The organism is Bacteroidota bacterium (assembly GCA_016194975.1).
Classification (GTDB): Bacteria; Bacteroidota; Bacteroidia; order Palsa-965; family Palsa-965.
Map to the genome: position 1 here is coordinate 127,594 of JACQAM010000006.1, position 26,016 is coordinate 153,609.

Genomic DNA, 26,016 nt, shown 5'->3' on the forward strand with positions numbered 1-26,016 from the left:
AATTCCAAATTGCGCTGAAAACAAAATGGGATTTGGGATTTGTTTTTTTAATTTTTTAAATTAATGGCTGAAGAAAAAGAATTCAAACCGTACGTAAGCGATCTCGTGAAAATGCCGGAGCTTACTGTGCGTGCAGTGATCTTCGGTTGCATTTTCGGCGTCATCTTCGGTGCGGCGAATGTTTATCTCGCACTCAAAGCAGGACTCACCGTCTCTGCTTCCATTCCTATTGCTGTGCTCGCGATTTCTATTGGAAGAAAATTTCTGAAGACCACCATTCTTGAAAATAATATTATTCAAACCACCGGTTCCGCAGGAGAATCCATTGCATCCGGAGTAGTGTTCACGCTTCCCGCATTTTTATTTCTCAGCACCGACGCACACGGAGAAGTTTATTTCAATTACTGGACGATCCTCTCACTCGCAGTTGTCGGCGGATTACTCGGAACGCTCATGATGATCCCTTTGCGTCGTTCGCTCATTGTGAAAGAGCACGGAAAACTTCCTTATCCCGAAGGAACCGCGTGCGCGCAGGTACTCGTTGCGGGAGATAAAGGAGGAGATTTTGCAAAGACCGCTTATCTTGGATTGGCAGCAGCAACGATCTACGCATTCGGCCAGAAAATTTTCCAGGTGATCTGTGATGTTCCAACGTATCTCGTTTCTGCGAAAAATAAATTCATGCCTTCGGCGAGAATCGATTGTGAAATCACTCCTGAATATCTCGGCGTTGGTTACATCATTGGCCCGCGCATCGCCGGACAATTAGTGGCGGGCGGAGTTCTTGCGTGGCTCGGACTCATTCCTCTTCTCGCTTATTTATTGCCGCCGGAAACGATCGCACTGCAACAAGTGAAATTGGGTTTTCTCCAGGATATTCATTCGGCAGGCGGACAAGGCGGATGGGATCCGATCGCAAAAGTTTTTGCCGATCCTGCAGAAGCAGTTTATCGCGCGTACATACGCCAGATAGGCGCAGGCGCAGTTGCCGCCGGAGGATTCATTACGCTTTTCAAAACATTGCCAACCATCATTTCATCTTTCCGCGAAGGATTGGCGTCAATGAAAAATCGGGAAAAAACTGATTCACGAAAAAGAACGGAACGCGATCTTTCGTTGAAAGTAACTTTATTCGGTTGCCTCGCACTCGTTTTCATCATTGCACTTCTTCCGAATCTTCCGACAGCAGGAATTCCCGGAAAAATTCTCATCGGATTTCTCGTCATCATTTTCGGATTTTTCTTCGTCACTGTTTCCAGCAGAATTGTCGGCATCATCGGATCGAGCAACAGTCCTGTTTCCGGAATGACGATCGCCACCATCATGGGAACTTCACTCGTGTTCATCGCATTCGGATTGACCGGAAAAGTTTTTGAACCGATGGTGCTTGTGGTAGGAAGTTTAATTTGTATTGCCGCTGCGAATGCAGGAAATACTTCGCAGGATTTAAAAACCGGATATCTCATTGGGGCAACTCCACGCGCGCAACAAATCTCGCTTTTTATCGGCGCTGTTGTTTCCACTTTCATTGTCGGGCTCGTTGTGCATTTACTCGATACGCCAACAGCAGCACAGGTGTCAAAAGGAATTCATCACATGATCGGCCAGAAAGGATACGAAGCTCCGCAGGGAACATTAATGGCAACGCTCATCAAAGGTTTACTTTCTTTCAATCTCGACTGGCAATTTGTAATGGTCGGAGTTTTTCTCGCGATCACCGTTGAATTGATGGGAGTAAATTCACTTTCATTTGCAGTGGGCGCTTATCTTCCTCTTTCCACAACACTTCCGATTTTCGCCGGCGGATGTGTAAAAGGAATAGTAGATTGGAAAGCAAAACGCAAAGGAGAAAAAGCAGAAGATACTGAATTAGGAAAAGGAAGTTTGTTCGCTACCGGGCTTGTTGCGGGCGGTGCGCTGATGGGAGTGATCGTGGCGATACTCGGAGTAGTTGCTTCGAATATGATCGAAAAGAAAAATGCGTTGCTCGCTCAGCAGAATCTTCCCGCTGAAAAAAGTTTTATGGAAAAACTCAGTGTGAGAGATCACCTTGTTTCTTTAACAGGCGAGCATGGTTATGCGCTGCTGGGAGTAGTTTTCTTCATGGCACTTGGTTATATCCTTTACCGCGTTGCCACCGGGAAGAAAGCGATGAAATAATTGGCCTGATTTTCGTAACTTCGTTATATAAAATGCCATCATGAAAAAGACCCTCGTATTGTTCTTCGTTCTCTCGCTCTCTGCAGCCGCTTATGCGTGGATGCACAGCATTGCTAAAGCGAATGATCTGAAAGTTGAGGATTCCACGGAAATAAAATGGTACACGCTGGAAGAAGCGCAGAAACTCAGCGATCAGAATCCGCGGAAAATTTTTCTTGACATCAGTACCAGCTGGTGCGGATGGTGTAAGACGATGGATGCAAATACTTTTAAAAATCCTACCATCGCTAAATACATGAACGAACATTATTACTGTGTTCATTTCGATGCAGAAACTCATGACACTGTAATTTTCAACGGGCAGAAATTCTGGAACCGCGGGCCGGTGGGACAACGAAGCGCCAATGATTTTGCGATCACTGTTCTGCAGGGACGTCTCTCCTATCCTTCCTTTGCTTTTATTTCAAAAGACAGGATGACGTTTACCATCATGCAGGGATATATGTCGCCCGAACAATTCGAACCTTATATTCATTATTACGGGGAAGACAAAGAAAAGACAATGACGTATGATGATTTTCTGAAGATCTTCAAATCAGAACTTCCACCGCCTGATCCTAATCAGCAACAACAAAATGTTCCTGCTCCTCATTGAACGAAAAAGCGATCTGAAATTACAGTGAAGGAAATGGAAACTCCCGGCGAACTGCACACGGCTCCTGATCTCAAGGAAAGGATAGTTGCTGTACTCAGTGCAAAAAATCTCACCTACAAACAACTGGTCGATTACATTGGCGTTTCAGAAGCTGCGCTCGATCGTGCGCTCGCGGAAAACACCATCGAGATCCGCACACTGGAATTGATCTCAAAGGAACTCCGCATTCCGCTTTACAGTTTCTTCCGTGATCCGAATGCCGTGCCGGGTGAGATTGAACAACCTTTCTACAATGTGAATATCTGGGCGCCGGAAGAAATTCAACTGAGAACAGAGAATGAGAATTTGCGTCTTGAAGTGGAACGACTGAGAATGGAAATTGCGAAGAAAGAATTATTGATACAGGGGCTGGAAGGACAATTGAAGAGTAAATAATTCGGATTTTAAATCTCTCAGTGCAATCCCAGCCGTTCCATCAGCTCTTGTTTTTTTCTTCTTGAAACTTCCACCCGCGATCCGTCTGACATCACCACGCATCCTCCTTCTGATTTGATGAAACTATAAATATGATCGGCGTTCACGAGATGAGTTTTGTGAATACGGATGAATTTCTGCAACGGCGCCAGCATCTCTTCATAATCTTTCAGTGTTTTTGCAGAATGGAATTTCTCGCCGCTTGCCGTAAAAATAAAAGTGTAATTATTATCTCCTTCCATGCGAACGATATCATTGAGCGGCGTGAATTTAATTTCGTTCACTCCGTGAATCGCAAGTTTCTGAAGTGTTGGCGGCTGGCGCAGATTGCTATTGAGCGTTTGATAAACTTCGCGGTTATGATTGCCCGATTGAATTTTTTTCTCAGCCCTGTCCACTGCACTCTTCAATTCTTCCACCTCCACCGGTTTCAGCAGGTAATCGATGGCGCTGTAACGCAGGGCGGGGATCGCGTAATGGCCGTAAGAAGTGACAAAAATTATTTCGGAATTTTTCCGTTCCACTTCGTCGAGTAAACGAAACCCGTTTCCACCGGGCATTTCCACATCGAGAAAAATAAGTTCAGGATCTTTTTCAGCAATAACTTTTTTTGCTTCCTCCACATTTCCTGCTGTCCCCACAATTTCTACCTGCGGGCAAAAACGGGTGAGCAGAGTTTGTAAAACTTCCCTGCTTTTGGGTTCGTCGTCTACGAGAATGGAACGTATCATGGATTTTCGGTGGTGAATTTACAAAACAAATCATTCATTGGCATCAGTTTCCTTCTCAAATGAAACGCGTATTTCCACTTTTGTGCCCCGTGCTTTTCCGCCAAGATCTTTAAGATCGGTGATCGTGATAACAGGTTGCTGTTCGCCGGAACGATCGTTGAGCTGCAAACGTTCTTCCGTGATCTTCATGCCATGTGATTTTCTTTTCTCACTTCCCAATGAAGGTTCAGCGGTTTTACTCACTCTTCTTCCCACGCCATTGTCTTCGATCGTGATGATCACTTGTCCTTTTTCATGTTTCAGTTTCACATTGATCAACGCTTCTCCTTCCTGTTTCGGAAGCAATCCGTGCCAGATGGAATTTTCCACGAAAGGTTGAATAAGCATTCCGGGCAAACGGATATTATTTTCCGCAAGCCAGGGATCCACTTCAAGATCGAAACGGAACGTACGTTCAAACCGGAGTTTCTCCAGCTCTACATACAATTTCAAAATATCTGTTTCCTGGTCCACGGGAACAAGATCGGAACGAGACTGATCGAGAACGAGACGAATGAGGCGTGAAAATTTCGAGAGATAGGAATAAGCCTGATCGGTATCGTTTTTCAGAATGAAATGCTGGATGGAATTGATAGCGTTGAAAATGAAATGCGGATTCATCTGCGCGCGCAATGCAGACAAGCGCAACTCCGACATGCGCTGCTCGGTCCGGATCTTTTCTTCTTTTCTCCTGCGAAGTTGTTTCGTTCTCAACATCGCGATGTACCAGATGAAAGAAACAATGACGATCAATGAAAGAAGAATGAACCACCACGTTCTCCAGATCGGTGGATGAACGATGAAATGAAAAACAGCAGGTTGTTTGCTTATCGTTCCATCGCCATTCATCGCAAAAACTTCGAGTGAGTATTGCCCCGGTGCAAGACCTGAAAAAGTGATCTCCCTGTTCGAAGTGATCAGCCATTCTTCTTCATCACCACCGGCAAGACGATAACGGAATTTCAATCCTGCGGGATCGCGGAATTCCAATCCATCGAGAAATACACGTATCGCCTCATCGCCATAATTGAATTCTGCAGTTTGGTTGAGATCATATTCCCTGTGCGCAGTACGCACGCTCGATATGTACACGGGAGGTGCGTGATGTTTCTCCACGAGCAGATCCATATTTATCCAGCAGAGTCCATCGTTGCTACCGATCCATATCTTATTGTCGAAGACCAGCAGAAGTTTCACTTCATTCGTAAGTAAACCATTGGTGATATTGAAATTCCGGATGTCTGCTTTTCCTGATCCCGAATTGAAATTGCTGATCATCGCAAGCCCGTTATTCGTTCCAACCCAAATCCTGTTTTGCGGATCGATCGTTATGGTGCGACAAATATTGCTGGGCAATCCGTTTGACGTATTGAAAAAAAATCGTTTATCTCCATTCATAACAATAACACCTTCGCCGCGAGTCGAGATCCAGAGGTTTCCTGATTCGTCTTCACACATAGCGTCAATTCTCACCTGGAGATCTTTTATTTTTTCGGAATAATATTCCGGAACACTTTTCCCCATCTTCCATAAACCATTCAATGCGCCGAGCCACAGTGTTCCATCGTGCGTATAAAGCGCGGAGGTAAAACGCAGGGAAGTAAGCTGGATGGAATCGATCGAGAAATTCCGTTCGCACCACATAATATCGGAATGAGAAAAAAGAAAATATTTCCCATTCACAGGGTTGCGCGTTATTCCTTTTTCATGGCCGGTAAGTTTTGACATCCCGATTGTTTTCAGGTTTGAATCGAGAATCAAATTCCTGTTTCCACTCAGGAAAACAGAATCGCCCGAGGAGATCATGGCTTCTATGGCAATATCCATATCAGTGCCGATGAATGCTGATTTGAAATTTTTATTCCCGCTTTCGTCGGGCGAAAAAACCGTGACTGTTGCATTCGGCAAACCCAACAGCACTTTATTTTTTCCGAAACTGCTTAGTGACAGGATCGTATTTGCCGGAATTCCATCACTCGCCGTAAGGTATCCGAATTGAATATCGGGGCGGTAATACAACCCTTCACCTACTGTAGCGAACCAGAATCCTCCTTCATTGTCTTCGAAAACTGTTCCGACCGTTTTCCCGGGAAAAAATATTTTTTCCTCCGCATTCAGATCACCATTGGTAAAAAGATCGACGCCACCGTAATAGAACGCCACCCATATATTTCCCTCCTTATCTTCATTAAGGCCGATGATTGTTTTTGCAAATTCTTTTTGAGTAACCCTACCGTTGCCATCAATAATATAAAGTGTGTTCAGGAAAGAATAAAGTAAACGATTGTCTTTTGTAACAAGCATCCGGTTGTTCGTGGCGGAAGTAACCGCTTCCGGAAAAGTTATCGTAACCAGGTGATCATTATGAAAAAAAGCTCCATCAAGTTTGTCTGAGTTCATGGAACCATAAGAAAAAATATTTCCTGCAATATCGGTCCACGTAATTCGAAGCGAATTATAAACGATCGGGATCGGTGAAGGACAGGAATGCAAATGCGAATAATGATCGGCTTCTATCAGCTTGTAACAACCATTTGTGTAAAGCCCGCCGGTGGTAACGCTTCCGTCATTTCCCGTGACCATGCAGTAACTTACTTTTTGCCCGTTGCTGTAAATGATCTTCAGCGAATCATTCGCAGCAACAGGATTGAATTTTTTTCCATCGAAAAAACTGAGCGCTCCGGAAAATCCTTGCGTCCATATTTTTCCGTCAGAAGCTTCTTCTATCCGGAAAATAGTATTGTCGGCAAGGCCTTCATGTGTTGTAAAATTCTGAAACGATGAACCGTTGTACCTGCACACGCCTGCATCAGTGCACATCCAGATATAACCTTTAGAATCCTGAATCACCCTGTAAATTTCTGAACTCGGCAATCCATCTTTCACCGTGATGTGGCGGAATCCACCAATGACCGGCCCTTCCTGCGCGGAAAGAAAAAAATACTGGAGAAAAAAAAGTAAACTACAGAAGCGCTTCATTCCAGTCTAAATGTAGAAATAAAAAAAAGTCTCCATCACTGAAAACTTTTTTCGGTAGTGTATCAGTTTGGATTTTGACAATATTTTCAGTTTGAAACTTAGTGCCATTGTGTCTTTGTGGCATCGCGAAATTTCATTGATAACAAAACAATTTTTATCTGGAAAATACTTACGAGGTCACAAAGGCTCAAAGAAATATCAAAAATTTCAAACTGACCCACTACCCTTTTTTCGGGTGGCCAATGGGCTTCCCTCTTTTCGTTCAGCATTGCCGAACTTCACTCGGGATAAACTTCTCGCCCCATCGTTTTTTAATTATAGAAATCAAAAAAAAGTCTTCATCTCTGAAGACTTTTTTCGGGTGGCCAATGGGGCTCGAACCCACGACCCTCAGAACCACAATCTGATGCTCTAACCAACTGAGCTATGGCCACCGTATGCAAAAAATAAAACTGAAACGGGGGCAAAGATACAATTTCCGACAGTTCATCAAAACAAACTCCGCTCTCAAAATGCGTAACTTTGTAAATGAATATGCATCATCACGGAGAACATATTGACCTCAAAATTGAGGGAATGGATTGCGCGAATTGCGCAACGGGCATCACGAAACGCCTTACCAAGAAAGGATATCATGATGTGCAGGTAAATTTTGCCACAGGCGAAGCTTCTCTGGAGATGGCGGAAAATGCATCCATGGAAGATGTGATAGGTGAAATTGAAGATCTCGGTTATAAAGTGCTCCGCGGGGAGGAGAAAAAAAAAATAACGATCGGCATCCGTGAAAAATTCTGGTTCTGCCTGCTTTTTACGATCCCGCTTTTCTTCGGGCATTTTTTTCTTCCGCATGATCATTTTCTCCTCAGGCCGGCAACACAACTTCTTCTCTGTATTCCTGTTTTTCTCGTCGGTGCAATTCACTTCGGAAAAAGTTCGTTCGGCTCACTGAAAAGCGGCGTTCCGAATATGGATGTACTCATCCTGATGGGATCGACCGCTGCTTTTATTTACAGCATCGCCGGCTATTACCTGCATTCCGGAATGGAAGGCGCGGAAAAATACATGTTCTTCGAAACTACTGCCACCATCATAACGCTCGTTCTTCTCGGAAATCTTCTCGAACATATTTCAGTAAAAAAAACAACTTCTGCCATTTCGGAACTTTCTGCTCTTCAACCTGAAAATGCGCACCTGATTACGACGACCGGCAATGAAGAAAAAATAAACGACATCGCTTCACGCGAATTGAAAGTGCATGACCTCGTCCTTGTGAATACCGGGGAAAGTTTTCCTGCAGATGGAATTGTCATTGCCGGAAATGGTACAGTGAACGAAGCGATGATCACCGGTGAAAGTGTTCCCGCAGAAAAAAATACTTCATCTGTTGTTACTGGTGGAACTATTCTTCTCGCCGGCCCGCTTCGGGTGAAGATCACAAGCACCGGGAAAAACACTTCGCTTTCAAAAATTATTCAGCTGGTAAAGCAGGCACAACAGGAAAAACCTCCTGTTCAAAAACTTGCGGATCGCATCAGCGCAATTTTTGTTCCCGTTGTGCTTGCCATTGCCATTGCCACATTTCTGTTCTCCCATTTTCTTTTCAGCATGGAATGGTCAGTTGCCATGATGCATGCCATTGCCGTCCTCGTCATCTCGTGCCCGTGCGCAATGGGATTGGCTACTCCCACCGCAGTCATGGTTGGAATAGGCCGCGCCGCGAGAAATGGAATTCTTATTCGCGGAGGAAGAACGCTGGAAGAAATTGCTGCGGTAAAAACTATTGTATTCGATAAAACCGGAACGCTTACGACCGGAAAATTTTCCAATTTCGAGATCAATGTCAATGGAAATGAAAGGGAAGAATCGTTGCAGAATATTCTTTTCACTCTTGAACAGAATTCTTCTCACCCGCTGGCAAAATCGATCTGCGGGATACTGGAGAAAAAAAATGCGGTGATCGTAAATGGTTTTACTTCTATACAGGAAAAAAAAGGGATCGGGATCAGTGGAACAGATGCTTCCGGAAATAAATGGGAGATCGGTTCGTGGAGAATTTTGCCGGAAAATAATGGCAACGATGCCGACATTTATATTCTGAAAAATAACTTCATCGCTGCATCCATTACACTCAACGATGAGATTCGGCCGGGAATGAAAGAAATGATTGCTTTCCTGAAAATGAAAAAAATCCAAACAGTGCTGCTGAGCGGTGACCGGAAAAATAAATGTGATCATGTTGCGGCGCAAACCGGAATTGAAAAAGTTTTTGCAGAACAGCTCCCTGAAAATAAATCTGCTGTCATCGCACAATTGGTGAAGGAAGGAAAAACTGCAATGGTGGGCGACGGGATCAATGATGCGCCCGCGCTCGCACTTGCAAATGTGGGAATCTCTCCCGGTGATGCTTCACGTATCGCGATGCAGAGTTCGCAGGTGGTTTTACTGGGCAGTAACGAAATGAAAAAACTCAGGGAGGCATTTCTCATTGGCAAAGCAAGCGTGCGCACAATCCGTCAGAATCTTTTCTGGGCATTTTTCTACAACGTGGTCGCGATCCCCATTGCGGCAGCCGGGCTACTCAACCCGATGATCGCAGCGCTTGCGATGGCTTTTTCCGATGTGATCGTGATCGGTAATTCCATTCTTCTCCGCACAAAAAAACTTTCCTGATATGCAATTGATCAGGGAAATTCTCAAACCGGCTTTCCGTTATATGCGCGACAGGAATTTCCGTGAATACCTGCGCGTCAAAAATAAATGCAGAAATGTAAAAGCAGGAAAAAATATTTCCCTGCGCGTCATGGGATATCATCTCGAAACAAATCATGCTGCCGCTTTTCTCCATCAATACGAAACGATCGTTCGCGACCATGCTTTTGATTTTGTGAATGAAAATAATTCACCGCTCATTTATTCCATTGGCACCAACATCGGGCTTGAAATATTTTACCTCCGGAAAAAATATCCCGCTGCAAAGATCCGCGCATTTGAAGCGGATAAAAATTACGCTGAATTACTGAAAAAAAATCTTGCTGCTAATTCGATCACTGGTGTTGAGGTAATAACGGCGGCTGTGTGGATAGAAAAAGGAACAGTATCTTTTCGTCCGGATGGTGCGCTTGGTGGAAAAATAAATACAGGTTCGGAAAAAATTCCTTCTGTCCGCCTCCGCGATGAAATAAACGGAGAAAAAAAAATAGACCTGCTCATCATGGATATTGAAGGAGCGGAATTAAAAGTACTGGAAGACTGCAGCGATGTTCTTCACCAGATTGAAAATATTTTTGTAGAATGGCACGGAGAGCGAGGAGAGCGACAACAATTGCCCCGTTTGCTCGAATTGCTTTCCGCTGCTCATTTTCATTGCAGGTTCAACAATAATATTGCCTCTTCCCCGTTCAGGAATACGCCGGTTGAAAATGGTTTTGATTCCATGCTGGAAATCTTCGCTACGAGGAAATGAACTATGCAGAACGAAAAAATGCATATCCTTTTTATTTGCAGCTGGTACCCGAACCGGAAGTTTCCTGCGCTCGGAAATTTTATCCGCGATCATGCGCACGCGCTCAGCACAACGCATCGCGTGAGCGTATTGTATGCGTGTGCGGATGAAAAACTCGAAGAAGGGCGAAGTGAAATTGTAAAAAACAAAAAGGATAATTTACTTGAACTTGTATCCTATTACGGTAAAACAAAAATTTCGGCCCCGGTATTTTCCCAGCTTGCAAAAAAGAAGAATTACATGCGTGCGATGGAAAATATTTTTCAGATGGCAATTACGGAACATGGATCTCCATCTGTTATTCACGCCCAGGTGATCTGGCCAGCGGCGATCGCAGTACTCCCCTTGCTGAAAAAATATCCGGTTCCTCTTGTAATAACGGAGCACTGGTCGGGTTATCTTCCTGAAGACGGAAATTATAAAGGTGCGATCCTGAAATATTATTCACGGAAAATGGTTGAAAAAGCCAGAGCCGTTACGGTTGTTTCTGACCGGATGAAACAAGCCATGCATAAACACGGCCTAACTAATAATTTTATTCTGCTGCCGAATTGTTCCGATGAAAGAATATTTCACACCGCGGAAAATAAAGTGAAGAAAAACGGATTTCATTTGCTGCATGTTTCCATGCTTGTTGATCGGGAAAAAAATATTTCCGGTATCCTGAATGTAATGGAAAAGCTGAAAATCCAGGATGGCATCACGCTCGATATTATCGGTGAAGGTCCCGAAAGAAATAAATTCGAAGCGATGGTTCATGAAAAAGGACTTGAAGAAAATGTTTTTTTCAAAGGATTCGGAACGCCGGAGCAAATCGCATCCGCAATGAGAAATGCCGATGCTTTACTCCTCTTCAGTAATTTCGAAGGAATGCCGGTGACAATCATCGAAGCTTTACTTTCCGGAATTCCTGTCATCGCAACACGAACCGGCCACATTCCTCAAATGATCGATGCTTCCAATGGAATTCTTGTGGAGACGGGAAATGAAACGGAACTTATAAATGCGATCCTTGATCTGCAAAAGTCTATTGATAAATTCGATGCAGTGGCCATCAGCAGAAATGCAAAAGAAAAATACAGTTACGCCGCCGCGGAAAAGATTCTTTCCGGAATTTATGACTCGCTGAAAAAAGAATGACGGGAAAAAATAAAATACGCGTCGCCATTCTCTGCAGGAAATATGAATTCGAATCCTGGGAAGCCGGTTGTATCCGCGAAGTGCTTTCCCTGCCGTCCGTGGAGATCGTATTGCTCATTGCCGAAGAAAAAGAAATTATTCCGCATAAGAATATTTTTCAACGGATCGTTTCTTATCCCTACCGGAATTTTCTCTGGAGATTCTTCAAACGCTTCCGACTTAAAATTCCGGCCATGAAGATCGTTTCCATGGAGGATGAATTGAAACACATTCCGATCATCCATTGTCAAACAGAGAAAAAGGGAAAGTATTCTGAATATTTTACGGAGGCCGATCTTGAAAAAATAAGTTCACAGCAACCGGATGTTATTCTCCGTTTTGCTTTCAATATCATCCGCGGAAAAATACTCACGCTTCCCCGCTATGGCGTCTGGTCTTTTCATCACGCCGATGAGCAACTGATTCGCGGCGGCCCCGGCGGATTCTGGGAAATTTATTTTCACATCAATCGCACAGGAGCGATCCTTCAGCGGCTTACTGAAAAATTGGACGGGGGAATCATTCTCCGTAAAGGATGGATCAAAACCATTCATCGTTCTTACAAAGCAAACCTCGACCGGTTGTTATATAACACAACCCCATGGATGAAGCAGGCGCTCATCGATATTCAACTCGGGAAATCTCCTGCACTCGCGGGTACGCCCGTTCGCACGGAGGTGCGCGTGTACACGTTCCCGCGCAATGCACAGATGATCCGCTGCTGGCTCCTTGTAAAAAAAGCAAAATGGTCTTTCCGTTTCCGCAAACTTTTCCGGCCGGAAAAATGGCATGTTGCTGTTATCCATCAGTCGAAAAAAGATATGCTTGATTCCGGGCTCGTGAATAAACCGGAATGGCTTCCCGAACCTGCGAAGAATGAATATTACGCCGATCCCTTCGGATGGAAAAACGGAAATGAGTATTCCATTCTTTTCGAACATTACAGTTACAAAAAGAAAAAAGGGGTGATTGCCGGTGCGATGAATTACCCGGGAACAGGAATAAAAACAATTCTCGAAAAAAAAGAGCATCTCTCCTATCCATTTGTTCTCCAATGCCCGCCCGTGCCTCCCGCCCGGACGAGCCATTCGGACGGGGTACGGACGGGGAAAAATGAACCTGCTTTCATCCCGGAATGTTTTCAGTCGGGAAGAATTTCATTGTATTCAGGAATTGAAAAAAATAATCCTGCTGAGAATATTCTTCTTGAAAATTTTCCTGCAGTCGATACCACACTACTTCAATGGAAAAATAAATTCTGGATCTTCTGCACGAAAGCCGGCGAAGAAAGCAATACTTCACTTTATATTTTTCATGCTGATGATATTTCCGGTAAATGGTCGCCGCATTCCAACAACCCTGTGAAATGCGATATTGCATCGGCACGCCCGGCCGGAACTCCGTTCGTTGTTGATGGAAAATTATTTCGCCCCGCGCAGGATTGCAGTAAAACCTACGGAGGTGCTGTGGTTCTGCAGGAAGTTGTGGAATTGAGCGCGCATAATTTTTCCGAGAGAGAAGTGCAGCGCCTGGAAGCTCCGCCTCAATGGAAATACAACAGGGGATTGCACACGATCTCTTTCATTGACGAGGATACTTTGCTTGTCGATGCCAAACGATTTGCTTTTAACTTTGATAACTTCCGCCACCAGTTTTCCCTGATGATCCGGAATATCTTCCGTTCATGATCCGCAACATCCTCACTAATTTTTCCGCCCGGCTCAGTGTTGCTGCGCTGAATTTTTTTATGATGCTGCTTACCACACATTATCTCGGCAAGGATATACGCGGAGAAATTTCCATGCTCATGGTCGGCGTCGCCATCATTCACCTTGTGAGTGATCTCGCCGGAGGCCCTTCGCTCGTTTATCTTGTTCCGCGCACGAGCATACGCAAATTGATGATAACTGGAATTGTGTGGAGTTTCATCGCAACAGCCGGTACCGGGTGGATACTGCTTAACCGGCAAATGGTTCCAACGGAATATTCAAAAGAACTTTTCATCATTGGAATTCTTATTTCACTGCATTCGCTCAATCAGAATATTCTCCTCGGGCAGGAACGCATTCGCGCATTCAATTTTCTTTTCATTTTCCAGGGCGCTATCCAGTTCCTTTCTATGTGCATCGCATTATTTTTATTTCACCAGCACAAATCTTATCCTTACCTGTATTCTGCAATGGCGGGCAACGGGCTTGCATTTCTAACCGGCCTTTATCTCGTCAGTAAAAAAGTAGAAACGATGCGCGTTGAAGAAACGAGAAATATTTTTCTTCTTTTATTCATGAACGGTTACTTCACACAATTTGCAAGCTTAAGTCTTCAACTCTGCAAGAGCAGGAATTTCAATGTGCTTCAAAGCACACTTAAAGACGGCAAAGGCGCAGTTGGAATTTATTCGACTGCATTTTCTTTGTCGGAAGCCATTCTTTTATTGTCGGCGAGCGCTGCTGCGGTTACACTTTCGCGCGTTGCCAATAACGCGGATCATAAACTCGAACGGAATGCGGTTCTGCGTTTGGGAAAATTCAGTTTCATTCTTACTTCGTTGGCGGTGATCTTTTTTGTTTGCCTTCCTTCCGGTTTTTACACCTGGCTGCTCGGGAAAGATTTTTCAGAAGTGAAAAATGTTTTTATAACCCTCACACCGGGGATTCTCCTTCTTAGTTTCAGCACGGTCTTCTCCCATTATTTTTCGGGAGCCGGAAAACATTACATGAATTTTCTCAGCAGCATTTTTGCACTTGGCTCGACGTGGCTGCTCTCGCAATACATGGTCGATCACTTCGGAACAAATGGCGCTGGATATACTTCTTCCCTCTCCTACGTTTTACTCGCTGGTTTCATTTTCGCAGGATTCATGATCATGAGCAGGAACCGCGGTGAATGGAAAATTTTAATTCCGTCGAAGGAAGATCTCGCATTTGTAAAAAATTTCATGAAAAGAAATTCAGGGCGCTGATGTGTGGCATAACAGGCATAGTACGTTTTAATTCTTCGGTCAATGCAATTCACCGCGTTGCAGTGGAGATGAATAATGCATTGCGCCACCGCGGACCGGACGGAGAAGGATTTATTTGTGTGAATGAAAATGGGAAAATTGAAAAATGTTCCGGTGCAGAAACTCCGCAGGAAATAATTTCTTCTTCCTATCCGCACGCTCCCGTCAATTCCATTTCTGATCAGCAGGATCCAGTTCTTGTTTTCGGCCACCGCCGGCTTTCCATCATTGATCTTTCGCCCGGGGGCCACCAGCCGCTTTGTTTTGCCAATGAAGAATTGTGGATCACTTTCAACGGCGAGATTTATAATTTTCCGGAACTGCGTGAAGAGCTTTTGGCGCTTGGTTATTTTTTCAGAACACAAACGGATACAGAAGTTGTTCTTGCCGCTTATCATCAATGGGGAGAAAATTGCACCACGCACTTCAATGGCATGTGGGCGTTCGTGCTCTTCGATAAAAAGAAAAATATCCTCTTCGGTTCGCGCGACCGATTCGGAGTGAAACCATTCTATTATTATTCTGATAAAAATATTTTCACTTTCGCCTCAGAACAAAAAGCTTTTCTTAAAAACAAATATGTTTCCACTTCACTCAACCCATTGGCTGCGGCAGATTATTTTGTGGCGGGAGAAATAGAATACCGCGAAGAAAGTTTTTTCAAAAATATCATCGAACTTTTTCCCGGACATGCTTTTGTGCTGGGCCTCGACGGAAAGAATTTCAGGAAATGTCAATGGTATGCATTGCCGGAAAAAGAAGATCAGCCGGATCTTTCTGAAGAACGTTTCCAGCACTACATCGCCGAAACAAAAAATAATTTTATCAACGCGGTGAAACTCCGCCTGCGTTCGGATGTCCCGGTTGGATCCTGCCTGAGTGGCGGCATCGACAGTTCTTCCATCGTAGGTGTGATCGCACATTTTATTGCTGAAAAAGAAAAAATAAATATCGGCGATCAGCTGAAAGTTTTTACGGCTGCATTTGACGAACCGGAAATTGATGAAAGTAATTTCGCAGCGGAAGTCGTTGCACGCACAAAAGCAGAATGGCACAAGGTGACACCGGCTCCGCAGGAATTGATTACTGATCTTGAAAAACTAGTCTTCTGCCAGGATGTTCCCATCTGGAGCACGAGTACCTACGCGCAATACCGCACGATGAAACTGGCCCATGATTGCGGAATAAAAGTAGTGCTCGACGGGCAAGGCGGTGATGAATTGTTTGCGGGTTATTTTCCTTATTACATTCCGTTCTGGAATGAATTGCGTGAAAAAAATCAGCGCATGCGTGCGCGTGATGAGATGCGCGCTTTCGGGCCTGATGTGCGTGCGTACAGGAAAAGAGAATTTCTCAAACAGCGATTCGTTCCTTCACTTCCCGTTGGACAACAGTTGCTGATACAGAAACAATATTTCCCGGATCTTGCTTACGTTGATCCTGAACTGCTCTCGCTCTACAGAAAAAATTTTGTAAAAAAAGAATTGCCTTCTTCACTGAATGAAACTTTGCGCGGCGAATTCATCAATACGCGGCTGAAAGGATATCTCAAATGCGAGGATCGCTGTTCAATGTGGCATTCGGTGGAATCGCGCACACCTTTCTCCGACGATCATTTGCTCATCGAATCGGCGTTCCGTATTCCCGGTATGATGAAGATCAGGAATGGATTCACAAAATATATTCTTCGTGAAGCCGTGCACCAATTCGTTCCCGAAAAAATTCTTGCGCGAAAAGATAAAATGGGATACAACACACCGAACAATAAATGGATCACGAAACTCAAAGATGAATTCCGCCCGTATTTTGAAACCGGGATGGAAGGTTATGTAAGAAAAGAAAAATTGCTCCGCGATTATGATTCTTTCTTTTCGGTGGAAGGAAAACCGGAGAATGGAAGAACTTTCAAATTCATTGCATTCGCGGCGTGGAGAAAAGTAATGGGGCTTTGAACCTTATTGAGATCTTCAATTCTGAAACAACACGCGCTCTTTTCCACGCGATTAACTTTGCGCCTTTACGTCCTCGCCGTTCCAATCTTATTTTCTCATTTTACCGCTAAGGCGCGAAGGCGCAAAGGAAAATTAAACCGGGATATTATCAATTTTCAGTCGTAACTTTATAGTATGAAAAAGGTTTTCCCATTTGCTTTTATTTTTCTTCTGCTTGGGTCTTGCGGGAATCCAAATCGATTGTACAATGAAAACCCGGAACGTTTTCATGCAGTAATGGATTCACTGAGTGATGAACATCTTATTGACGTGCGTGTTTCTGCTGAATTTAATAAAGGCCATATTGCCGATGCACAAAACCTCGAATGGAATACCGATCAGTTTTCAATAGCTCTGCAGTTTGATAAAAATGAGCCCGTGATGGTGTATGGTTCCTCCGGAGCGCAAAGCGCCGATGCTGCCTACTGGTTTCTCAATCACGGATTTCATAAAGTTTACCAGTTGGATGGAGGGCTGCAAGCATGGGAAAATTCAGGATTAGCATTGACAAAATCAACGGAGAACACGACTACAACTGATGTTCCTGTTTCAACAGCTTCTTATGCGGCATTGGTAAAATCGCAACATGTGGTGCTTGCCGATTTCAGTGCGGTGTGGTGTGGCCCTTGTCATCGCTTAGCGCCGAAGCTCGAAGAACTTTCGCAGGAAATGGCCGGAAAATTTTTGCTCGTGAAAGTGGATGTCGATCGTGACCGCCCTGTGGCCGATTCGATGAGCATCGCTGCAATGCCTACTTTAATTTTATACAAAGACGGAAATGTGGTGTGGAGAGCGGAAGGTGATATGGAAAAAGATTACATTGCCGGAAAACTTCGCGACGCACAATAAAAAAATCCGGATACAACCGCAACCGGATTTTTTTAAAAGTATTTTTCAGAACTATTTGCTTTTCTTCTTGCTGTCTTTCTGCGTTCCCACAAAGTCCCAGTGTTTTTTCACTTTCTCTTTTTTAGAAAGCTCTACGTTTCCTTCTATCCCGTAACCATCGATGCTGCCGGTAACGTGAATGGTCTCTTCCATTTTGTTGGTCATCTCTCCGTCAAATTCCACATAAAGCATTTCCACATCCGATCCTTCTTCGGTGTAGGCGGAATCTTTGGTCAGATCAATAGGAATGGCATCTGCGCCGGCATTTTTTCCAAAAAATTTGCAATGAAATTTACTGCCTTTGAAAGAACATTCATCAGTGGCCTGCGGTCCCGATTTCCCTTTTTTATTTTCCGTGATCGTGATCTTGTACGTTTTATTTTCCACGCTCGAAGTATCTCCTTTGAAAAGGAAAGAAGCAGCGAGAAAAAAAGCCGGAATGCTGAGAAGGAGAGTTGACGTGCGGTTCATTTGTTTTTATTTTATAGAAGCAAAGTTAAACTTTCGGGTGTATTTTTGGAGATGCGCATTTATTATTTACCAACGGATTTTTCATTACGATGAGTATTCCGCTTGCAGAACGCCTTCGCCCGGTAACTATTGACGGATACATCGGGCAACAGCACCTGGTGGGTGAAGGAGCTGTGCTTCGCAATATGATCAACTCCGGCAATATTCATTCCATGATCTTCTGGGGGCCGCCCGGCGTTGGAAAAACTACATTGGCAAATATCATTGCAACTACTTTAAAACGCCCGTTCTATTCGCTGAGCGCTATCAATTCAGGAGTGAAAGACATCCGCGATGTCATTGACAAAGCAAAGAGCCAGGCATTTTTCGGTACGAATCTTCCGGTACTTTTCATTGACGAAATTCATCGTTTCAGCAAATCGCAACAAGATTCTTTACTGGGCGCTGTAGAAAAAGGAACCATCACGCTCATTGGCGCCACTACCGAAAATCCTTCATTCGAAGTGATCTCCGCTTTGCTTTCACGCTGCCAGGTTTACGTGCTGAAGCCGCTGGAGAAAGAAGATCTGCTTCATCTTCTCGATGTAGCCATGAAAGAAGATGAAATATTAAAAAATAAAAAGATCATTGTCGAAGAGAACGAAGCGTTGCTGCGCTTGTCGGGCGGCGATGCCAGAAAACTCCTGAATATTTTTGAACTCGTTGTGCAATCGGGAAAAGAGAAAGTCTCCATTACGAATGAAATGGTGATGAAAAATGTACAACAGAATCTTGCGCTGTATGATAAAGCGGGCGAGCAACATTACGATATCATTTCTGCGTTCATCAAATCCATGCGCGGGAGCGATCCGAATGCGGCCGTGTACTGGCTTGCGCGCATGCTCGCGGGCGGAGAAGATCCGCTTTTCATTGCGCGGAGAATGGTGATCCTCGCTTCTGAAGATATCGGCAATGCAAATCCAAATGCGCTTTTACTTGCGAATAATTGTTTCCAGGCGGTGAATATGATCGGTTTGCCGGAAGGAAGGATCATTCTTTCGCAATGCGCAGTTTATCTTGCTTCCTCTCCGAAAAGTAATGCATCGTACATGGCCATTGAAAATGCGGTGGAATTGGTAAATGAAACCGGCGATCAGCCGGTGCCTCTTCATTTGAGAAATGCGCCTACAAAAATGATGAAGGATTTTGGTTACGGCAAAAATTACGGTTACGCGCACGCCTACGAAGGAAATTTTTCGGAGCAGGAATATCTTCCGGAAGATCTAAGCGGAACAAAACTCTACGAGCCGGGAAATAATTTGCGGGAAAATGAAATGAGAAATTACCTGAAGAATTGCTGGAAAGAAAAATATAATTATTGATTTTTCATTTTCGATTATGGATTTGCGGCGAATAGAAAACAATTGCAAATTCAAAATAAAAGATCCAAAATGTTAATCGTTCTCCTCTTCTGCCGAATGCGGAAACGGTTCGAATACTAGCATATAAATTATCCCGATCAGAAATCCACCGAGCGCCTGTTCTATTCCCTGCCAGGTAATGTCCAGCACAAGAAATTTTAAACTGAAATCTTTATTGAAGTTCACGTGCACCACTGTTGCAATTATATAAACAAGAACACCGCATGCAAAGCCAACCATCGGTCCGCGGAGCAATGGATGCTGCGAGAGTTTGTCGAAAAATTTTATGGTGAACGCTTTGCTGACAACAAAACCGATGAACAGATAGGCAACTGCCGCAAACGAAAGATAAACCTGCAGCGGATAATTGATGAAAGAATAATCCGTGCAAACGATCCCGTGCCAGAAGTAAGAAAGACCGAACATTCCTATTGAAGAAACGATCCAGCCGATCATAAACCTTTTTCCGTAAGTGCGCATGGTGTCTTTATCCTTCAAATTTACGAATAACGGGCTCACAGGGTTTCAGTCATTTCTGAACAGGTAAGAACCAGCGAATTAACCTCTATGCAACGAATGATTTGCGTTATCTTCGTTACCATGAAAATCATTGGAAGAAACCTGCTTCTTATCCCGGCACTTTGCGTTCTTCTGTGCACCTGCAGGCGCGGAGATCCTTCCTGGGAAACCGGTTTGGTTTTTCCTATCGCGCATGCCTCCATGTCTATTGATAATCTTGTTCCCGATTCGCTGACCAGCATCAATTCCGACGGATCGGTGAAACTTGTTTACTCTACAGATTTTCTCGGGTTGAACATGGACACTCTTTTTGATTTTCCGGATACTACCATCACGAACAGTTATAATATTCCATTCGGCAATCCGACTTTTTTGCCCGGCCAGGCCGTCACACCGAATACACCGAATCAAACCACATTCGCAGTGAACAGCGCACAATTGGTTTTCGGAATCCTTGAAAGTGGAATTCTCACTATGAAAATGAAAAATGATATCCGCAGAAGAATTATTGTCAATTACCAGATTCCGAATGCAACACTGAATGGAAATCCTTTTGATACCAGTTTTACAGTGCAGGCAGCGCCCGATTCCATTCACGCAAATTATCTCACTGTTGCGCTCGATCTTTCCGGTTACTCCATCGATTTCACCGGAACGAATCATGATCGCGTAAATACACTCACCACACTTTTCACCGCTACAATCGATCCAACTGAAACGCTTCCTGTCATTGTTTATCCTGCCGATACCGTTGCGGTCATTGCAACTTACGCGGGCGTGCGTCCTTCTTACATCCGCGGTTATTTCGGAAATCAGAATATTCACATCGGGCCGGAAGAAAGTTATTTTTCTGTTTTTCATAAAGTGCGTTCGGGTTCAATTGGTCTTGATTCATTGAAGATGTCTTTGTCGATCGACAATTATGTGGGAATGGATGCGCGCATCACCATGAACAGTATCTGGTCGAGAAATTCACGGACCAATAATTCTGTTTATCTCAATCATCCCATCATCGGAACAACGATCAATGTGAATCGAGCCACTTACACGTATTCCGATCCTCCTTCGGCGCCGAGTTCTTACAATTATGTTTTTGATAATTCCAATTCGAATGCAAAAGCATTGCTTGAAAATCTTCCGGATGAACTGGGTTATGATGTAACGCTCATCACTGATCCGCTGGGAAATGTTTCGGGCAATAATGATTTTCTTTATACACAGTATGGCATCAAAGCAAAATTAGATGTGGAAATGCCGCTGAATTTTTTCGCCGATCAGCTCGTTATCGCAGATACATCTGCAGTGAATTTTTCTTCTGTTAAAAACAAGGAGAAAATTGAAAAGGGAACACTCACACTTTATGCGCAAAATGAATTTCCGTTCGAAGCCGGGATGCAGATCTATTTACTGGATGCTTTCGGCAATGTGAATGATTCCATTGTTCTTGCGCCGGGAAGGATCAATGAAGCGATCACCGGTGTGCAGAATAATTATACGGTTGCCATCGGTTACAGTTCGAGTGAAATAAAAATTCCAATCAGCGCCGATCAGACTCAGCACTTGCTCAACAGCACAAAAGTTATTTTCAAAACCACGTTCGACACGCATACGAATCCGACGTATGTGAAAATTTTCAGCAGCAATCATCTCGACCTGCAACTCTCTGCAGATTTCGATTACCTCATCGGAAAATAATGATGAAAAATTTTTTCTTCGCATTCGTCTTTTTTTCTGCAACGGAACTCTCCGCACAGGATCCGCAGGTTTTCGCTTATCATCCTTCGTGGCCATTGCCCGATTCCTCGTTGCGCGAATGCATTTCCGTTTCGAGCGAATACGCTGCAGCTTCCGATGCATTGACGAATTCTTTCATTGACAAATTCTACCAGGGAGGATTCATTGATTCGTCCATGAAAGCAGAACAGGGACAACGCCTTCTTCCTTCCAACCGCTTCGGCGCTTATTCCGGATTTTCTGTTTCGTGTTCGTGGCGGCCACACCCCGACAGTCTCAAATGGGAATATCTTGTTGCCGTGCGCGACCGCCAATCGCTTTTCGGAAAATTTTCTGATGATGCATTTCATCTTGCGCTCGAAGGGAATCGCTCGTTCCTCGGAAGCACGGCCGATGTGGGCAATACAAAATTCACACTCATTCACTGGCAACAGATCCAGTTCGAAGCAAAATATTATTCTCCCGATAAAAGATCGCAAATGGTTTTGGGAATTTCATTTCTCAACGGGCAGCAATTCCAGGAAGCAAATATCCGCAGCGGAAAATTATTCACATCGAGCGACGGAACTTTCATCGACGCGAGCGCAGATGCGTCCTGGTACGCGAGCGACACCGCACATAAAGTTTTCGGCAGCAGGAACGGTTCGGGAAACTGTTTCAATTTCCGTTTCATCACTGCACTTGGAGATCCGAATAAAAAAATGAATTCGCAACTAATGTTCTCGGTGCAGGATCTCGGTTACATTCGCTGGAACACACATTCGCAGATCTACTCTACCGATACTTCCATTCATTACACAGGTGTAGATGCATCGCAGGCCATTCTCAATCCGAAAAATGTTTCCGGTGTTCCCGGAATAGATTCATTGATCGGCAAAGTGAAAAACGGACAGGTCATTTCTTTTTTACCGATCGGTTTGCGCGGGAGATATACGTTGTTCCTTCCTTCCCGCACGTGGATGGGAATTGATGTGCGTATCTGGAGTTACACGGGAGCATCAGCACAATTCACTTTATTCGGAGGATGGCATTGTCCCGATTCAAAATTCAACATCAGCGGCGGAGCATCGTGGGGAGGATTTGCGCGATTGCAGTTTCCATTGCAGGTGGGCTACACACCTTGTAAAAGATTTTCTGTCACCGTCGGTACCATCAATGCGGCGGGTTACATTCTTCCGGCAAAAACATACGGGCAGGGCGCGTATATGAATCTCTCATTCGGAATATGAACATGAAAACAAAATTTTTGCTGATTCAAAATAAAAAAAATGAAAACGAAAAAAAATAAAAAAATATTTTCCCGCTTTTTTTTCCTTATTGCTGCTCTGTCTTTTTTGTTGCCGCGTTTTTCATGGGCTCAAAATTCCCTGCGTTGGGAACAAGCAATCGGTGGACCGGGAATAGAATATGGTTACAAGGTAAAATCGTGTTTGGATCAGGGATATATTGTTGCGGGAAGCACTTCGAGCGGTGGAATTTCCGACGGCTATTTAGTTCGTACGGATAGTTTGGGTTTGGTCATGTGGTCAAAATATTTTGTTGGAAATAATGTGGATGTTTTTCGAAGTGTAAAAATTCTTCCCGATTCCGGATTTATCGTAGCGGGATTTTCAAATTCTATTGGTACTCACGGCGGCTACGACGGATTTGTAGAACGCTTCGATAAAAATGGCGATTCGCTTTGGGCGAAATTTATTGGAACCGGCGATTGGGATTTTTTCTACGACGTAGCGCCAACGTATGATGGCGGATTTGTTTTGGCAGGAGGAACTTATGGTTTGGGACAAGGCGATGAAGATATTTATTTGGTAAAAATAGATTCCATTGGAAATACAATTTGGGTTGGCGCTTATGGTGGAACAAAACAAGATGAAGGAAGGGCGATTATCCAAACCGGCGATTCGATGCTGGCAGTTGTCGGATTTACTTTTTCTCTCGGAGATTCACTTGGTGACAGTTGGATTTCGCGATTGACGCCAAATGGTGGGACTGTTTGGAGTAGGACCGCTGGGTATGCAGGAATTGAAGATAAAGCTTGGGATTTAACAGACAATTATTTGACCGGAAGAATTTTCTATTGTGGAGAAAATGAATCAGTACCTGGAAATGGAAAGGATGCATATTTTGGTGCGTTTTATTACAATGGAAATAATCAGTTTATTTATTCTACTGGAGGTAATTTAGATGAAGCATTTTATGGAATCGCTTCCCGTCCTGATGGTTCTATTGCAGCAGTAGGAGTTGATTATACTGTTGGAGCAGGAAATGGAGATATGTATTTTTTCGAAGACTATCATCCAATTTGGAACAGTACAAATTTCGGTTCAGCACAAATTGATGTTGGTTATGGTGTTGACATGGCTCTCGATGGCGGTTATATTTCTGTTGGGTATACCGAAGGATTTAATTCTATTCTTGCAAATGTTTACTTGGTAAAAATTGACACCAGTGACCAATCAACAGGACTGTTAAGTATCAGGGAACAACCTACTCCACTTTCTTTTGGTTCTACTGTTGTTTTTCCTAATCCTGTACAAGATGAAGCAGTAGTTAATTTTGATTCATTTCAATCTATAAATGACGAAATAAAAATGGAAGTATTTGATATTGCAGGAAGATCCGTTATGAATATACCTTCATCTCAATGGGAAATTACAAGTTCCAAAAATGCGAAATGTATCCTTGCTACAAATAAACTTAATGATGGAATTTACCAGTATATAATTTCAGATCGTTCCGCTGGAAAATGTTCAGGGAAATTTATTGTCGCACATTAGGGTAAATACTCCGTTCTTGGTAATGCAACCCTTGAAATCAATCTTATTCGGTATAAACTCTAATAAACTAAAACATTTTATTTCAAGTTTCATCTTTCTAATTAATGGTTTTAGAAAATCGCAACCAATTTAACTTCCCTTCTTTCCAAAAGATAGTTGGGAATTTGTTTTTTATAATTCTTCTTGTTTACTCAATTGTGTATGCGGTCGAACGTGTGACATATATTGATTCGGCATGGTTATTTTTTGAACGTGTGAATGGAGAAAAATTTTCTTTTCCCGGTCATCGATACAGCGCATTTTTTTCGGAGATACCACTTTTTATCGCTGTGAAATTTCACTTTCCCTTGAAGGCATTGATTTATATTTTTTCAACGAGTTACATAGTTCTATATTATTTTGTTTGGCGAATTTGCACTTTCACTTTGAAAAACCCCGTCGCTGGACTTACAATTATTTTAGGAACAATTATTGGAGTAAGGGAAACATTTCTTCATACTGTTTCTGAAACACATCAGTGTTTCGTTTATAGTGCTTTGCTCTTTGCTGTAATGAATGCCGATTTTAATGGAACAATTATTCTAAAAAATATTTCATGTGGCATTATTGCGTTACTTATTTTGTTTGCTCACCCATTTGGAGTTTTTACATCAAGTTTTGTTTTGCTGTATTATTTCATTGAAAGAAAAAAAATAAAAGACAATTTGTTTTGGCTAATTGGTTTAATTATTGTTGGATTTACAGTACTTAGTTTTCTTCATCCTGCCAATCCTTATGATGCTGCACAATTCCAACGACTGGCATCTTCGACAGGAACTGATTCTTTTTTTGACAGTGCTGCATTAAAATTTTTTGTAATTCACATTAAACATTTTTATTGGTTACCTCTATTAACTATTTTGATCGTTATCATTTGGTTGACAGTAAAGAAAGAATTATTAAAACTCGCAACAATAATAATTTCAGTCGTCGGCTATTTTATTATCGGATGCGTCACTTTCAAAAACGGCGATTCCTCCATCATGCTTGAACGAATTTTCCTTCCGGCATTTTTCATGATCAATTTGGGTTTGGCAGATTTAATTGTGCATGAAATGAAAATCAACAAATGGATTTTAATGTTCGCCGTTGTTTTTTTTATTTTCAACGGAATCCATTACATCAATGTTGGGTGTCTCATGTACAAAAAACGCGTGGCTTATCTCGACAAAATTGTTTCCACAGGAATTAAAAATGGTAAAGACACGTATTATCTTTCGCCGGAACAAATGGAAAAAGATAAAGACCTCATTCTTGTTCCCTGGGCGCTGGGCACGGAGACTCTTTTGTATTCAAATTTCAAATACGGAAAAAATATTTCTGTTTCTGCCGGCAGTGATCCTTGTGGCCCGGGTTGCGTGCGAATGACTTCTTTCTTCTGCATTCCGGCATCTGAACTGAATAAAAAATATTTCTCGCTTTCCGGAAATGCCTCGGCTGCATTACCATTCGATAACCATTAACTTGATAAAACAAA

19 protein-coding genes and 1 tRNA gene are annotated in these 26,016 nt (G+C 43.3%); 15 read left to right on the forward strand and 5 right to left on the reverse strand.

What is annotated here, in order from left to right; all coding sequences use genetic code 11:
* The first annotated feature begins 63 nt into the window (after nucleotides 1-63).
* Genes HY064_04235 through HY064_04245 form a run of 3 tightly spaced genes read left to right on the forward strand, consistent with a single transcriptional unit; the run spans nucleotide 64 to nucleotide 3,250 of the window.
* The gene (locus HY064_04235) at nucleotides 64-2,160 is read left to right on the forward strand and encodes an oligopeptide transporter, OPT family (protein ID MBI3509849.1); all 2,097 of its coding nucleotides are present in this window, start codon (nucleotides 64-66) and stop codon (nucleotides 2,158-2,160) included.
* Between the two features lie 40 nt (nucleotides 2,161-2,200).
* Nucleotides 2,201-2,815, forward strand: coding sequence for a DUF255 domain-containing protein (locus HY064_04240; protein ID MBI3509850.1), 615 nt, complete (start codon nucleotides 2,201-2,203; stop codon nucleotides 2,813-2,815).
* Nucleotides 2,816-2,848: 33 nt separating this feature from the next.
* The gene (locus HY064_04245; GenBank protein ID MBI3509851.1) at nucleotides 2,849-3,250 is read left to right on the forward strand and encodes a hypothetical protein; all 402 of its coding nucleotides are present in this window, start codon (nucleotides 2,849-2,851) and stop codon (nucleotides 3,248-3,250) included.
* 17 nt (nucleotides 3,251-3,267) lie between these two features.
* On the opposite strand, the gene HY064_04250 is transcribed toward HY064_04245, so the two are convergent.
* The 3 genes from HY064_04250 to HY064_04260 all read right to left on the reverse strand — a co-directional run bounded on the left by HY064_04250 (nucleotide 3,268) and on the right by HY064_04260 (nucleotide 7,472).
* Nucleotides 3,268-4,020: a response regulator transcription factor gene (locus tag HY064_04250; GenBank protein ID MBI3509852.1), complete on the reverse strand. Its 753-nt coding sequence runs from the start codon at nucleotides 4,018-4,020 to the stop codon at nucleotides 3,268-3,270.
* A 30-nt stretch (nucleotides 4,021-4,050) separates the two neighbouring features.
* Complete coding sequence (locus HY064_04255; GenBank protein MBI3509853.1) at nucleotides 4,051-7,038, reverse strand: histidine kinase; 2,988 nt, start codon at nucleotides 7,036-7,038, stop codon at nucleotides 4,051-4,053.
* A 360-nt stretch (nucleotides 7,039-7,398) separates the two neighbouring features.
* Nucleotides 7,399-7,472: transfer RNA gene (locus tag HY064_04260), tRNA-His, on the reverse strand.
* Nucleotides 7,473-7,572: 100 nt separating this feature from the next.
* Between HY064_04260 and cadA the strand changes: the two genes are divergently transcribed.
* From cadA to HY064_04295, 7 genes are all read left to right on the forward strand, one after another.
* Nucleotides 7,573-9,708 carry a cadmium-translocating P-type ATPase gene (gene cadA / locus HY064_04265; protein MBI3509854.1) on the forward strand — a complete coding sequence of 712 codons (2,136 nt, stop codon included), beginning with the start codon at nucleotides 7,573-7,575 and terminating at the stop codon, nucleotides 9,706-9,708.
* A gap of 1 nt (nucleotide 9,709) precedes the next feature.
* The gene (locus HY064_04270) at nucleotides 9,710-10,501 is read left to right on the forward strand and encodes an FkbM family methyltransferase (protein MBI3509855.1); all 792 of its coding nucleotides are present in this window, start codon (nucleotides 9,710-9,712) and stop codon (nucleotides 10,499-10,501) included.
* A gap of 3 nt (nucleotides 10,502-10,504) precedes the next feature.
* On the forward strand, nucleotides 10,505-11,680 hold the full coding sequence (locus HY064_04275; protein ID MBI3509856.1) for a glycosyltransferase: 1,176 nt from the start codon (nucleotides 10,505-10,507) through the stop codon (nucleotides 11,678-11,680).
* Nucleotides 11,677-13,407 carry a hypothetical protein gene (locus HY064_04280; protein MBI3509857.1) on the forward strand — a complete coding sequence of 577 codons (1,731 nt, stop codon included), beginning with the start codon at nucleotides 11,677-11,679 and terminating at the stop codon, nucleotides 13,405-13,407. The genes HY064_04275 and HY064_04280 overlap by 4 nt, the downstream gene beginning before the upstream one ends.
* The gene (locus tag HY064_04285) at nucleotides 13,404-14,681 is read left to right on the forward strand and encodes a hypothetical protein (GenBank protein MBI3509858.1); all 1,278 of its coding nucleotides are present in this window, start codon (nucleotides 13,404-13,406) and stop codon (nucleotides 14,679-14,681) included. The genes HY064_04280 and HY064_04285 overlap by 4 nt, the downstream gene beginning before the upstream one ends.
* Nucleotides 14,681-16,672: an asparagine synthase (glutamine-hydrolyzing) gene (gene asnB / locus HY064_04290; GenBank protein ID MBI3509859.1), complete on the forward strand. Its 1,992-nt coding sequence runs from the start codon at nucleotides 14,681-14,683 to the stop codon at nucleotides 16,670-16,672. The genes HY064_04285 and asnB overlap by 1 nt, the downstream gene beginning before the upstream one ends.
* Nucleotides 16,673-16,846: 174 nt before the next feature.
* Nucleotides 16,847-17,560, forward strand: coding sequence for a hypothetical protein (locus HY064_04295; protein MBI3509860.1), 714 nt, complete (start codon nucleotides 16,847-16,849; stop codon nucleotides 17,558-17,560).
* A gap of 51 nt (nucleotides 17,561-17,611) precedes the next feature.
* On the opposite strand, the gene HY064_04300 is transcribed toward HY064_04295, so the two are convergent.
* The gene (locus HY064_04300; GenBank protein ID MBI3509861.1) at nucleotides 17,612-18,070 is read right to left on the reverse strand and encodes a hypothetical protein; all 459 of its coding nucleotides are present in this window, start codon (nucleotides 18,068-18,070) and stop codon (nucleotides 17,612-17,614) included.
* Nucleotides 18,071-18,159: 89 nt separating this feature from the next.
* On the opposite strand from HY064_04300, the gene HY064_04305 reads away from it, so the two are divergent.
* On the forward strand, nucleotides 18,160-19,431 hold the full coding sequence (locus HY064_04305) for a replication-associated recombination protein A (protein MBI3509862.1): 1,272 nt from the start codon (nucleotides 18,160-18,162) through the stop codon (nucleotides 19,429-19,431).
* 72 nt (nucleotides 19,432-19,503) lie between these two features.
* Here the strand turns inward: HY064_04305 and HY064_04310 are convergent, their stop codons facing one another.
* Nucleotides 19,504-19,926: a hypothetical protein gene (locus HY064_04310; protein ID MBI3509863.1), complete on the reverse strand. Its 423-nt coding sequence runs from the start codon at nucleotides 19,924-19,926 to the stop codon at nucleotides 19,504-19,506.
* Between the two features lie 144 nt (nucleotides 19,927-20,070).
* Here HY064_04310 and HY064_04315 point away from each other — a divergent pair, with 144 nt between their 5' ends.
* From HY064_04315 to HY064_04330, 4 genes are all read left to right on the forward strand, one after another.
* Nucleotides 20,071-21,684: a hypothetical protein gene (locus tag HY064_04315; protein ID MBI3509864.1), complete on the forward strand. Its 1,614-nt coding sequence runs from the start codon at nucleotides 20,071-20,073 to the stop codon at nucleotides 21,682-21,684.
* A gap of 2 nt (nucleotides 21,685-21,686) precedes the next feature.
* The gene (locus tag HY064_04320) at nucleotides 21,687-22,952 is read left to right on the forward strand and encodes a hypothetical protein (protein ID MBI3509865.1); all 1,266 of its coding nucleotides are present in this window, start codon (nucleotides 21,687-21,689) and stop codon (nucleotides 22,950-22,952) included.
* Nucleotides 22,953-22,991: 39 nt separating this feature from the next.
* A complete protein-coding gene (locus tag HY064_04325; GenBank protein ID MBI3509866.1) occupies nucleotides 22,992-24,500 on the forward strand; it encodes a hypothetical protein in 1,509 nt (502 codons plus the stop codon).
* A gap of 1,094 nt (nucleotides 24,501-25,594) precedes the next feature.
* Complete coding sequence (locus HY064_04330; GenBank protein ID MBI3509867.1) at nucleotides 25,595-26,002, forward strand: hypothetical protein; 408 nt, start codon at nucleotides 25,595-25,597, stop codon at nucleotides 26,000-26,002.
* The last annotated feature ends 14 nt before the right edge of the window (nucleotides 26,003-26,016 follow it).